Source organism: Pannonibacter phragmitetus (assembly GCF_050510895.1).
In the GTDB taxonomy this organism is placed as follows: Bacteria; Pseudomonadota; Alphaproteobacteria; order Rhizobiales; family Stappiaceae; genus Pannonibacter; species Pannonibacter phragmitetus_B.
The window spans coordinates 146,674-159,086 of record NZ_JBNINT010000001.1 but is presented as its reverse complement, the minus strand read 5'-3'; the positions used below and the strand labels follow the sequence as shown (position 1 = coordinate 159,086).

Here is a 12,413-nt window from a genome sequence, read left to right as displayed (position 1 = left end):
GCCTCGCGCTGATCCGGCGACCGCCGTTCGCGCGCTTCACGATGTTCCGCCGTCATAGCCTGTCCTCGCTTGCCTCGCCTTGAAATATCTGGGCTGCTTACGCCAGCCACCGCTTGCGGCGCTTGTAGTGCTTCACATCGCGGAAGGACTTGCGGCCCTCACCGCCGACACCAAGGTAGAATTCCTTGACGTCCTCATTCTCGCGCAGCGCCTTGGCCTCACCATCGAGCACGATGCGGCCCGATTCCACGATGTAGCCGTAGGTGGCGTAACGGAGCGCGATGTTGGTGTTTTGCTCGGCGAGGAGGAAGGACACCCCCTGCTCCTCGTTGAGCTGCTTCACGATCTCGAAGATTTCCTCAACCAGCTGCGGCGCCAGCCCCATGGAGGGCTCGTCCAGCAGGATCATGCGCGGCCGGCTCATCAGGGCCCGGCCAATAGCGCACATCTGCTGTTCGCCGCCGGAGGTGTAGCCCGCCTGGCTGCGCCGCCGCTCCCGCAGGCGGGGAAGTAGTTATAGACCATCTCCAGATCGGCCTTGATCGCCCCTGCCCCGTCGCGCCGGGTATAGGCGCCGGTGAGCAGGTTTTCCTCGATGGTCAGATGGCCAAAGCAATGGCGGCCTTCCATGACCTGAATGCAGCCGCGCCGCACCAGATCATTGGGGAAAGGTCCTGCACCTGATCACCCTTGAAGGTGATGTTGCCCTTGGTCACATCACCGCGCTCGGCCCGCAGCAGGTTGGAAATGGCTTTCAGTGTCGTGGTCTTGCCCGCGCCATTGGCTCCCAGAAGGGCGACAATGCCGCCCTCGGGCACGGTCAGGGACACGCCCTTCAGCACCAGGATGACGTGATCGTAGATCACTTCGATGTTGTTCACCGACAGGATGGGGCTGCTGGCCGCAGCCGGGCTGGAAGCTTGAAGCACGGGTCTGTTCCTCTTTCCGGCGTTTCCCTGCCGCGGGCGGTTCATGCCCGCGGCAGAAAGCGTCCTTGAACTGACGTCAGTTCGGGCAGGGTTCCGTCCGGGCCGGCCAGGGAGCGTTCTTCTCGGTGTACTCCTTGGCAGCAGCCTCAAGCAGAGGACGCACAGCGTCCTTCATCGGCTCGATCCAGTCGGAAGCCTTCACCCACTTGGTGCCATCCCATTCCTGAATGTAGACAGGATGCGAACCGGTATGGTCTTCGCAGGTCACCTTCATCGGGTGGGCGAAGCCCGTCAGACCGATTTCCTTCAGCCGCTCTTCCGAGAGGTTCAACGACTCAAGGCCAATACGTGCGTCCTCGCCGGTCAGAACCGTCTTGCCGGTCTTTTCCTGCGCGGTGCGGATGGCTTCTGCAATCAGCACGCCATTCAGCACACCGCGATTGTAGAGAACCGTACCGAAGTTGGCCTGTGTCGTCTGAGACTTGCCCGCATCGACAACCAGCTTCTTGATGTCAGCCAATGCCGGGTAATCGGTGCCGATACCGGAGATGTTCAGGGCCTTGTACCCCTTGGCACCCGTGCCGCCCGCTGCGGCATCATCATCACCGCCGGACCACCACACGCCGATCATCTTGTCCATCGGGAAGCGGGTCTTGACGGCTTCCTTGATGGCGGTCGGGTTCATGGCACCCCAGCCCCACATGATCACGTAATCCGGGCGATCGCGGCGGATGTTCAGCCACTGCGAGGACTGGTTCTGCATTTCCTTGGCTGGCACAGGATACTGGGTGACTTCGAAGCCGTAATCCTTCGCGAGCTGTTCCAGCAGCGGAATGGGCTCACGCCCGAACCCGGCATCAAGGAAGATGTAGCCGATCTTCTTGCCCTTGAGCTTGTCCAGTCCGCCTTCCTGCTCTCCGATGTACTTGACGACAACAGACAGACCGTCCCAGTAGGTGTCCGGCACGTTGAACACCCAGGGGAAGGTGTTGCCGATGGCTGCAGCCGACAGGCCGTAGCCCATGGACAGGACCGGGATCTTGTCGACACCGGCTTTCGGGATGATCTGCAGCGTGGTGCCGGTGTTGTACGGGTTGTACATCAGGGCGCCTTTGCCCTTGGTCGCCTCGTAGCACTCCATCCCCTTCTGGGGATCGTAGCCGGTCTCGCACTCCTCAAGGATGATCTTGACGCCGCCGATGCCGCCATCGCGCTCGTTCAGCATTTGCAGGTAGTCATACATGCCGTTGGCGATGTGAGTGCCAGAGCCTGCGAAGGCGCCCGTGCGATAGGTGAGGAGCGGGATATAGTTGCCTTCCGCCGCCGTTGCGGGCTGGGCCGCGAAGGGCGCGGCCACCCCCAGCGCCAGGACGGTGCTCAATGCGATTGCCTTGAAGTTCATGTTGCTTTCCTCCCAAAGAACGGCTGGAGCCCGTATCCGCTTGTCTTTGCCTTTATGGCGGTTGCCGGGTCCGGCCGGATTTGATTGCGTATGGCCATCAGTATGGGAACGGCCACACCCGAAGCTTCTGCTTGCCGATCTGCCAGAGCCGGGCGAGACCATGCGGCTCGGCGATCAGGAAGAAGATGATCAGCGCGCCCACGATCATGTAGGTGAGGTGCTGGATGGTCTCTGCCCCAATGCCGATGCCGGTCATCTCCGGAACGGCACGCAGCACGACCGGCAGGATCCAGATGAAGGCTGCCCCAAGGAATGACCCGGCGATGCTGCCAAGCCCGCCCAGAATGACCATGAACAGGATCTGGAAAGACAAGGCGATGGAGTAGGACGACGGCTCGGCTGCATTGAGCCAGAAGAACACCATCATCGCACCCGCCACGCCGCAGATGTAGGACGATACGGCGAAGGCAAGCAGCTTGGCCCGCAGTGGACGGATGCCGATCAGCTCAGCCGCAATATCCATGTCGCGGATCATCATCCACGAGCGGCCAATCCGGCCACGGATCAGGTTCGACACCAGCACCGCAATGGCGAGCGTGATGCACAGCACGATGAAGTAGCGCGTCAGCGGTGTGGCTTCAGCCCCGGCAATGGTGATGCCGAACATGGTCCGGTGCGGGATCTCGATGGCTCCCGAGGCGTTGTAATTGTAGAGCCAGCCAATGCGAATGAAGCACCATTCGAGAAAGAACTGCGCGGCCAGCGTCGTCACGGCCAGATAGAGGCCTTTGATGCGCAGGCTCGGCAGCCCGAAGATCGCGCCGATACCAGCTGAAAACACGCCCGACACCAGCACCAGCAGAATCACATTCACATCCGGAAAGATGGAGGTTAGCTTGTAGGCTGCATAGGCGCCGACGCCCATGAAGGCGCCCGAGCCAAGGGAGAGCTGACCGGCAAAGCCCGTCAGCACGTTGAGCCCGATCGCCGCCAGCGAGAACACCAGGAACGGGATCATGATCGAGCTCAGGAAGAAATCGTTAGCCAGATAAGGAATGGCAACGAAGGCGCAGAAGATGAGGATCGCAATTCCGATCCGGTCCTGCCGGATCGGGAACAGCGCCTGATCCGCCTCGTAGCTCGTCTTGAACTGGCCTGCCTCACGGTAAAACATGGGACCTCACACGCGCTCGATGATGCGTTCGCCGAAGAGACCTTGCGGACGGAACAGAAGGAAGATCAGGGCGATGATATAGGCGAGCCAGGACTCGATACCTCCGCCCACCAGCGGACCCCAGTAGATCTCGCCGAGCTTCTCGCCAAAGCCGATGATCAACCCGCCAATGATGGCACCGGGGATGGAAGTGAAGCCGCCGAGGATCAGCACCGGCAAGGCCTTGAAGGCGACGATTTCCAGCGCGAAGGACACGTCCGAACGTGCCCCCACATGATACCCGTCACCAGCGCCACGATGCCGGCGGCAAACCAGACGATGGCCCAGATCTGGTTCAGCGAGATGCCTACCGAAAGCGCGGCCTGATGGTCATCAGCCACAGCGCGCAGCGCACGGCCAATGCGGGTCTTGTTGAAGAAGATGCCAAGGCCCGCCACCATCAGCATGGCAATCACCGCTGCCGCGATATCGATATGCTGCAGGATGACGAGACCGCGCTCGCCGAACTCAAAGGCGGTGGAGCCCGTCGGCAGCCACAGTTCCTCGGTGATCATGCGCTTCGGCTCACCGCCGAAGATGAACTCGCCGAATCCGATGAGGAAGTAGGTCATGCCGATGGTCGCCATCAGCAGGATGATCTCCGGCTGGTTGACCAGAGGCCGCATCACCACCCTCTCGATGGTGTAGGCCAGAACCCCCATCACACCGATGGTCAGCAGCAGCGCCAGAAACGCGGGAAACCCGTGCTCATAGAGCCCGACCAGAGTCAGCCCGGCGAAGACCACCATGATGCCCTGCGCAAAGTTGAAAACGCCGGACGCCTTGAAGATCAGCACGAAGCCAAGGGCGATAAGGGCATAGAGAATGCCCGCAACGAAGCCTTCCCAAAGAACCTGCAGCAGGAAATCCGGCTGCTCGGCCATCTGCGCAAAAGGCAGGATGAAGATATCATAGAGCATCGCCGCCTCCTTAATGCGCCACGCCGAGATAGGCGTCGATGACTTCCTGGCTTGCCTGCACCTCGGCAGGAGGGCCATCGGCGATCTTCTTGCCGTAGTCGAGCACGACCACCCGGTCGGACAGGTCCATAACCACGCCCATGTCATGTTCGATCAGGGCGATGGTGGTGCCGAACTGCTGGTTCACGTCGAGGATGAAGCGGCTCATGTCCTCCTTCTCCTCAAGGTTCATGCCCGCCATTGGTTCATCAAGGAGAAGAAGCTCCGGCTCCATGGCCAGCGCCCGGCCCAGCTCTACCCGCTTCTGCAGGCCATAGGGCAGCTTGCCCACTGGCGTCTTGCGGATGGCCTGGATCTCCAGAAAGTCGATGATGTCCTCGACCTTGCGCCGGTGCTCGATTTCCTCGTCCCGCGCCGGGCCGTAATGCAGAAGCTGCCAGAAGAAATTGCGGTGCATCTTCAGTGAGCGGCCGGACATGATGTTGTCCAGCGTGCTCATGCCCTTGAACAGCGCCACATTCTGAAAGGTGCGGGCGATGCCCTGCGCTGCCGCATCATAGGGCCGCATTTTGCTGCGGGCCTTGCCCTTCCAGGTGATGGTGCCCTGCTGGGGATGGTAGAAGCCGTTGATGACATTGAGCATCGACGTCTTGCCCGCCCCATTCGGGCCGATGATGGCCCGGATCTCGCCCTTGCGGATGTCGAAGGAGATGTTGGTGATCGCCTTCACGCCGCCGAAGGAGAGCGAGACATTCTCCACCTTCAGCAGCACATCCGCTGCGGTTGCGCTCACTGCCGCTGGTTCCGCCGGATGCAGGCTGGTTGCTGTCATGGCATTCATTCTGCAGCCTCCCGCATGGCCTGCACCGGGGCGTGCGGCGTCATGTTCCTGATCTCGACCGTCGCCTCGATGACGCCCGTACGGCCGTCCTCGAAAGTGACTTCGGTGCGCACATGGCGCGAGGTGGAGCCGTCATATAGCCCTTCGATAAGCGGCGCGTAGCGTTCCGCGATGAAGGACCGGCGGACCTTCTGCGTGCGCGTCAGCTCGCCATCGTCGGCATCCAGCTCCTTGTGCAGGATGAGGAAACGTTGGATCTGCGCGCCCGCCATCATCGGCTCGGCAGCCAGATCCCGGTTCACCTGATCCACATGCTGCTGGATCATCCGGTAGACGTCCGGATGGGCGGCAAGCTCCTGATAGCTGGCGTAATTGACGTTGTTGCGCTCCGCCCAGCTGCCCACAGCCGTCAGGTCGATGTTGAGGAACACGCCCACGAAATCCCGCTCATTGCCGAAGGCCACAGCCTCCTTGATGTTGGGAAAGAACTTCAGCTTGTTTTCGATGTATTTCGGCGCGAACAGCGCTCCGCTGCTCAGCTTGCCCACATCCTTGGCGCGGTCGATGATCTTGAGGTGGCCGTTGGGAGCAATGAAACCGGCATCGCCAGTAAACACCCAACCATCTTCCGTCTTGGTGGTGCGGGTGGCCTCGTCGTTCTTGTAATAGGCGACGAAGGTGCCCGGCGAGCGGTAGAGCACTTCGCCATTTTCCGCGATCTTAAGCTCCACCTGCGGCGCAGGCTTGCCGACTGTATCGGCAAAGATCTCGCCATCCGGCTGCAGGGTAATGTAGACGCTGGCTTCCGTCTGGCCGTAGAGCTGCTTCAGATTGAGGCCAAGCGAACGGTAGAAGCTGAAGATCTCCGGCCCGATGGCCTCACCCGCCGTATAGCCGACCTTCAGCCGGGTCAGGCCCATGCGGTTCTTCAGCGGGCCATAGACCAGAAGCTCTCCCAATCCATAGAGCAGCCTGTCCTTCAGAGGCACGGACTGGCCATTGAGGATCTTCTCACCGGACCGCCGGGCAACGCCCATAAAGAAGTCGAACATGGCCTTCTTCACCCGGCCCGCATCTTCCATGCGCACCATGATGCGGGTGAGCATGCTTTCGAAGACGCGCGGGGGGCGAAGAAATAGGTTGGAGCGATTTCCAGCCGGTCGAGATCTACCGTGTCGAGGCTTTCCGGGCAGTTGACGCAGTAACCGGCCGTATAGGCCTGTGCCAGAGAGAACACGTGGTCGCCGATCCACGCGAGGGGCAGATAGGCGAGGATGTCTTCGCTCTCATCGAGCTTGTCAAAGGTATTGGCGTTTCGCGCCGAAATGACCAGATTGTCGAAGGACAGCATGACGCCCTTTGGGCGGCCAGTGGTGCCGGAGGTATAGAGCATCACGGCAATATCACTGCCCTTGCCCGTTGCCAGCGCTTCTTCCCATGAGGAAGCAGCTTTTGCATCGGCTGCCATCTGCTGACGGCCAAGATCCTGAACACCGGTGAAGCTGTGAAGGCGGGTATGATCGTAGTCCCGCAGGCCACGCGGGTCGTCATAGATCAAGGCACTCAGGCTCGGCACGCTCTCCGACATGGAGAGAAGTTTGTCGACCTGCTCCTGATCCTCCACAACCGCAAAGCGAACTTCTGCATGACCCAGAACATAGGCCATTTCTTCTGCGACGGAGTCTGCGTAAACCGGAACCGGCACGGCGCCGAGCGCCTGCGCCGCCACCATCGACCAGTAAAGCCGTGGCCTGTTGGCTCCCACTATTGCGATTTTCTCGCCAGGCTTCAAGCCAAGCCGGCCAAGGCCGATGGAAAAGCTGCGCGTCTCGTCAAGAACTTCTGACCAGGTCCAGCTTTGCCAGATACCAAGGTCCTTCTCCCGCACTGCAGTACGGTTCCCAAGTTCTTTTGCATTGCACAAGAGAATCTTCGGAAAGGTGTCAGCACCCTCCCTCGCAGCGCTGGTCAATCTTGCCATCGCGTCGTCCACCCTCCACAGCGCCCCGTTTGCCGGAGTCGCATTTTAGCCCTCATGAAACGCCTTCCTCCCGAAGGGCCGCAAGCTCTTTCTTTGGAGGAGCCTGCGGATGTCTCACCATGGGTTGCATTTGACGGTAGACCCGGCGCATTGCTCCAATATGTTCAGACTGTGACGAATTGTGTCCGGGCCATCCTCCATTCATCCGATGGCTGACTGGTGTTCCCTCCTGCCTTCTGCCTAAACTCACGCCATGACGATCAGCTCCGGCACCACCGAATATATCGACATGCTGCAGGCTGCCCTTGATCATGTGAATCAGGGCTTCTCGGTCTTCGATGCGAACCTGCAGCTTGTGGCCTGGAACAGAGGCCTTTGGGAGATGCTGGACTTCCCTCAGGAGCTGGCCCGGCGCGGCGCGCATCTGGCGGAGTTTCTGCGGGTCAACACGGAGCGCGGGGAATACGGCCCCGGGGATGTGGAGGGCAAGATCCAGCGGCGGCTGGAGCGGGCGCGCCAATTCGTGCCACATTATTTCGAGCGCATCCGCCCCAATGGCCAGGTGATCGCCGTGCGCGGCACGCCGCTGCCGCAGGGCGGATTCGTTACCATCTATTCCGACATCACCGAAGAACGGCGGCGGCAGGAGAAGCTGGAGCGGACCGTGGCCGAGCGCACCCGCGCCCTGCGCCAGAGTGAAGACTGGCTGCGCTTTGTCACCGACAACATTCCTGCCCTGGTCGCCTATATGGGCCCGGAAGAAAGCGCAGGCGCTGGCCCTGTCTTCCGCTTTGCCAACCGGCGCTATGCAGAATGGTTCGGCCACTCCGTTGCGTCGATCGCCGGGCGGGGCGCACGTGACGTGCTGGGAGCAGAACTCTACACCGAGTTACAGCAGCAGATCGCCCATGCCTTCAGCGGCCATGCTGTGTCTTATGAGTACAGCCGCCGCAAGCCAAATGGCGAGCTGGCCTACATGCGCTCCACCCTCATTCCGGACATGACCGTGGACCGGCGCACGCTGGGCGTCTTCGTGCTGTCGCTGGATGCCACAGATCAGAAGCGCAACGAGGCAGCGCTCGCCCAGTCGCAGCGTATGGATGCGGTCGGCAAACTGACTGGCGGGCTGGCGCATGACTTCAATAACCTGCTCGCCATCCTGATGGGCAATCTTCTCAGCCTGAAGCGCAAGGGAAATGACGTAACGCCCGCCGATGTTCAGGCCCACCTTGCCCCCATGCTGCAGGCAGCGCAGCGCGGTGCAGACCTGACCCAGCGCATGCTGGCCTTCAGCCGTGGCCAGTCCTCCGACTTGCAGACCGTGGAACTGGCTCCGCTTCTGGCCAACACCGCGACGCTGCTGCACGGCTCCCTGCCTGGCTCCATCAGCCTGTCCTTTGACCTTGCAGAGGCGCGGCTCGTGGCAAGGGTGGACCCGGCACAGCTGGAAACAGCCATCGTCAACCTCGTCTTCAACGCCCGCGATGCCATGCCTGAAGGAGGCAGCATCACGGTCAGCCTGGCGCGGGAACAGTTGGCGGAGCGCGACCTGCCCGGAGCGGGACTGGCCGCTGGTGCCTATGCCCGCATCAGCGTACGCGATACCGGCCAGGGCATGGATGAAGCGACACAGCAACGGGCCTTTGAGCCCTTTTTCACGACGAAGCCCTTCGGCACCGGTTCAGGCCTTGGCCTGTCGATGGTCTATGGCCTTGCCCGGCAGGCGGGCGGACATGCAGACATTTCGACCGCCCCCGGCGCCGGGACCACCGTGTCGCTGGTGCTGCCGCTGAGCGCCAGTGCCGGTCTGTCTGGAACAGAACCTGATGGCATGCAGACCGCTCTTGCCATGGGCAGCGGCGAACTGATTCTGTTGGTAGAGGACGAGGCAGCAGTGGCCGAAGCTGTCGCCCTGCAGATCCGCGACCTCGGCTTTACGGTGCTGACGGCGGAAAGCCCGGCAGACGCCCTTGAGCTGGCGCGGGGTGTGCCGGAAATCCGGGCTGTCCTCTCTGATGTGGTGATGCCGGGCCAGATGAACGGACTGGCCCTTGTGCAGCAGATCCGGCAGGAGCGCCCGGACATCGGCATTGCGCTGATGAGCGGCTATGCTGACTATGGCGCACCTGTTGAAGGGCCGGGCCAGCCCCCGGCACAGCCGGTTTCCCGCTTCTGGCCAAGCCCTTTGACATGGCAACGCTGTCTGGAACCTTGAGGAAGATCACCGCTCATGACGCCTGAGACGCCCGGCTCCGGAAGCAGCACAACAGCCGTGTCCGGACTTGTTTACATTTGCGATGACGAAGCCGAGATCTGCGCCATTCTGGCCAGCACGCTGGAGGTCTACGGTTTCCGCTCGGTCTGCTTCCAGCAAGCGGGCAAGATGCTGGCCATGATGGATCAGCAGCTGCCAGATGCCTGTCTCATCGACCTTGGCCTGCCGGACATGGACGGCATGAGCCTCATCAACGAGATCCGCAAGCGCACCTCGCTGCCGGTCATCGTGCTTTCCGCCCGCAGCCACTCCTCCGACCGGGTGATGGGGCTGGAAATGGGTGCGGACGATTATGTAGTAAAACCCTTCGATCCGCGTGAGATCGTGGCGCGGCTGCGCTCGGTGCTGCGCCGTTCGTCCGAGCGTCAGGCAGCGTCCTCCGGCAAAGGCAATACAGCCCGCTTTTCCGGCTGGAGCTTTCATCCTGGCGCCCTGCGTCTGGTATCGCCCTCTGGCGAGGAGACGTTCCTCTCCACCGGCGAGGCAACGCTTCTGGAAGCCTTGCTGCGGGCGCCCAAGCGCGTGCTCTCGCGCGACTACCTGCTGGAGCACGGCGGCCGCGATGACAGCCTCGACCGGTCCATCGACGTGCGCATCTCCCGCATCCGCAAGAAGCTGGCGACCGAATCGGACACGCCCCTCATCCGCACCATCTACGGCTCGGGCTACATGCTGACATCACAGGTGGACTGGGCGTAACACCCAGCACCTGCTTCACCCGTAGATCGCCTCCGGCAGCCAGGTGGCAAGCTGGGGAACGAACCAGAGGATCACCAGCATCAACAGCTGGATCAGCACGAACGGGATGATACCGAGATAGATGTCGGAGCTCCGCACAGAAGCGGGCGCAACGCCGCGCAGATAGAACAGGGCAAAGCCGAAGGGAGGAGTGAGGAAGGAGGTCTGAAGGTTCACCGCCATCATCACACCAAGCCAGGCCGGATGCATGGAACTGCCGTCAGGCATGGGCAGCTGCAGCAGTACGGGGGCAACCAACGGCACCACAACGAAAACGATCTCCAGAAAATCAAGGAAGAAGCCCATCACGAACATGACGAGCATGACCGCCAGCATGGCGCCGAGTGCTCCGCCCGGCAGGTCCCTCAGCAGCGAATGCACCAGCTCGTCACCGCCCAGATCCCGGAACACCAGCGAGAAGAACGTCGCGCCGATCATGATCGTAAAGACCATGGCGGTGATCTGCGTCGAAGACTGAATGACCGGCTTCAAGACGCCCGAGCGCAGCACGCGGGCAAGGCAAACCGCAATCCCCCAGGCACCGCCCAGGCACAGAACCGCAGCAAGGCCGATGCCGGCCCATTCCAGAGTGCCAATTTCCAGCCGCGTGATGCGAAGATCCACCACCCGGGACAGTGCGAGTGCTGCCAGCAGGCAGAACGCCCCCGCATAGACCGGCAAGGGCCGGGACACATCGGCCCGGAAGCCCGCCAGAAGCAGCGAGCCCACAGCGCCCACGGCGGCGGCTTCCGTCGGCGTTGCCACACCGGCCAGAATTGAGCCGAGCACCGCAATGATCAGCGCCAGCGGCGGGACCAGCACGCTGACCAGTTCCTGAAGGCTCACCTTCTGCGGTGCGCCGCCATCTGCACCACGCATCGGCGGAGCCTTGTGCGGCGACAGAAAGGCGACGGTCATCTGATAGGCAATATAGAGCCCGACCAGACAAAGGCCGGGGATGAGCGCAGCAGCAAACAGATCCCCCACGGAGAACGGATCCGGCGACCAGTTGCCAAGATTGCGCTGCGCCGTCTGATAGGCGCTGGAAAGCTGGTCAGCCAGAAACACGAGCACAATGGAGGGCGGAATGATCTGTCCCAGCGTTCCGGCAGCGGCAATCGAGCCGGTGGCAAGGCGCGGGCTGTAGCCATTGCGCAGCATCGTGGGCAGCGACAAAAGCCCCATGGTCACCACTGTGGCACCAACGATGCCGGTGGAAGCGGCGAGCAGCGCGCCGACGATGGAGACCGACAGGCCCAGCCCGCCGGGCATCTTGCCGAAAAGCCGCCCCATCGCCTCCAGCAGGTCTTCCGCCACCTTGGAGCGCTCCAGCATGACGCCCATGAAGATGAAGAGCGGCACGGCAATCAGCGTCTCGTTCGTCATGATGCCGAAGATGCGCAGAGGAATGGCGCCAAGCGACAGGGAGGCGCCGGAGAAATGCCCCAGCAGCGCGAAAATGAGGGCAACACCCGCCAGCGTGAAAGCCACCGGGAAACCGGCCATCAGGCAGACGACGGCCGTGGCGAACATAAGGATGTCGAGGATGGAAATCAGGTCCATGGTCGTCTCAGCCCTCTTTCCGGGCGAATGTTTCAAGTGCCGGAGCGTTGCCCGAAAGGGCCGCGGCTGCGCGCAGCATCAGGGCAAGCCCCTGCAGCGCCAGCAGGCCGGCATAAATGAGGATGGCCGTCTTCAGCACATAAAGCGCCGGAATGCCTGACGTCTCGCGCGAGCCCTCCCGAATCATCAAGGAGACCTGCACGAAGGGCCAGGCGTGCCAGAGGATGACAGCACACATGGGCATGAGGAACAGCGCGGAACCCGCCAGATCCACCAGCGCTTTGCGGGCCGGCCTTGCATCCCGGTAGAACACATCGACCCGCACATGCGCATCAATGGCAAGCGCGTAGGCGGCCGACAGCAGAAACAGGAAGCCATGCATGTAGAGAATGCTTTCCTGCACCCAGACCGAGCCTGCGCCAAAGACATACCGCAGAATGACCACAGCGAACTGCACCAGTACAATGCCCAGCATCAGCCAGGATACAGCGCGGCCAATAGCCGAATTGAAGGAAGTGATCACCTGGGCGGTGCGAAACATCGCGGGGACC

Annotated in this window: 7 protein-coding genes and 3 pseudogenes; 2 read left to right on the top strand and 8 right to left on the bottom strand. The window is 61.8% G+C overall.

From position 1 onward, the window contains the following. Nucleotides 1–97: 97 nt before the first annotated feature. The 6 genes and pseudogenes from ACQB61_RS00745 to ACQB61_RS00720 all read right to left on the bottom strand — a co-directional run bounded on the left by ACQB61_RS00745 (nt 98) and on the right by ACQB61_RS00720 (nt 7,286). Nucleotides 98–974 (bottom strand): annotated as a pseudogene (locus tag ACQB61_RS00745) (ABC transporter ATP-binding protein). 31 nt (nt 975–1,005) lie between these two features. Continuing rightward, entirely contained in the window at nt 1,006–2,331 is a 1,326-nt protein-coding gene (locus ACQB61_RS00740) for an ABC transporter substrate-binding protein (protein ID WP_430511084.1), read from the bottom strand. 97 nt (nt 2,332–2,428) lie between these two features. Next, on the bottom strand, nt 2,429–3,505 hold the full coding sequence (locus ACQB61_RS00735) for a branched-chain amino acid ABC transporter permease (RefSeq protein ID WP_430511083.1): 1,077 nt from the start codon (nt 3,503–3,505) through the stop codon (nt 2,429–2,431). 6 nt (nt 3,506–3,511) lie between these two features. Continuing rightward, nucleotides 3,512–4,464 (bottom strand): annotated as a pseudogene (locus tag ACQB61_RS00730) (branched-chain amino acid ABC transporter permease). A 10-nt stretch (nt 4,465–4,474) separates the two neighbouring features. Next, complete coding sequence (locus tag ACQB61_RS00725) at nt 4,475–5,296, bottom strand: ABC transporter ATP-binding protein (protein WP_430514253.1); 822 nt, start codon at nt 5,294–5,296, stop codon at nt 4,475–4,477. Between the two features lie 5 nt (nt 5,297–5,301). After that, nucleotides 5,302–7,286 (bottom strand): annotated as a pseudogene (locus tag ACQB61_RS00720) (AMP-binding protein). Nucleotides 7,287–7,539: 253 nt separating this feature from the next. Between ACQB61_RS00720 and ACQB61_RS00715 the strand changes: the two are divergent. Together ACQB61_RS00715 and ACQB61_RS00710 are read left to right on the top strand one after the other, a co-directional pair. Beyond that, complete coding sequence (locus tag ACQB61_RS00715) at nt 7,540–9,501, top strand: PAS-domain containing protein (protein WP_430511082.1); 1,962 nt, start codon at nt 7,540–7,542, stop codon at nt 9,499–9,501. 57 nt (nt 9,502–9,558) lie between these two features. After that, on the top strand, nt 9,559–10,260 hold the full coding sequence (locus ACQB61_RS00710) for a response regulator transcription factor (protein WP_430511081.1): 702 nt from the start codon (nt 9,559–9,561) through the stop codon (nt 10,258–10,260). Nucleotides 10,261–10,275: 15 nt separating this feature from the next. Here the strand turns inward: ACQB61_RS00710 and ACQB61_RS00705 are convergent, their stop codons facing one another. Both ACQB61_RS00705 and ACQB61_RS00700 read right to left on the bottom strand, forming a co-directional pair. Continuing rightward, entirely contained in the window at nt 10,276–11,862 is a 1,587-nt protein-coding gene (locus tag ACQB61_RS00705) for a TRAP transporter large permease (RefSeq protein ID WP_430511080.1), read from the bottom strand. Between the two features lie 7 nt (nt 11,863–11,869). Next, complete coding sequence (locus ACQB61_RS00700; RefSeq protein ID WP_430511079.1) at nt 11,870–12,403, bottom strand: TRAP transporter small permease subunit; 534 nt, start codon at nt 12,401–12,403, stop codon at nt 11,870–11,872. Nucleotides 12,404–12,413 lie beyond the last annotated feature (10 nt).

Bases quoted from the DNA above. Each gene is read 5' to 3' on its own strand.
- ACQB61_RS00740 (WP_430511084.1), bottom strand. From the start codon at position 2,331: ATGAACTTCAAGGCAATCGCATTGAGCACCGTCCTGGCGCTGGGGGTG.
- ACQB61_RS00735 (WP_430511083.1), bottom strand. From the start codon at position 3,505: ATGTTTTACCGTGAGGCAGGCCAGTTCAAGACGAGCTACGAGGCGGAT.
- ACQB61_RS00725 (WP_430514253.1), bottom strand. From the start codon at position 5,296: ATGACAGCAACCAGCCTGCATCCGGCGGAACCAGCGGCAGTGAGCGCA.
- ACQB61_RS00715 (WP_430511082.1), top strand. From the start codon at position 7,540: ATGACGATCAGCTCCGGCACCACCGAATATATCGACATGCTGCAGGCT.
- ACQB61_RS00705 (WP_430511080.1), bottom strand. From the start codon at position 11,862: ATGGACCTGATTTCCATCCTCGACATCCTTATGTTCGCCACGGCCGTC.
- ACQB61_RS00700 (WP_430511079.1), bottom strand. From the start codon at position 12,403: ATGTTTCGCACCGCCCAGGTGATCACTTCCTTCAATTCGGCTATTGGC.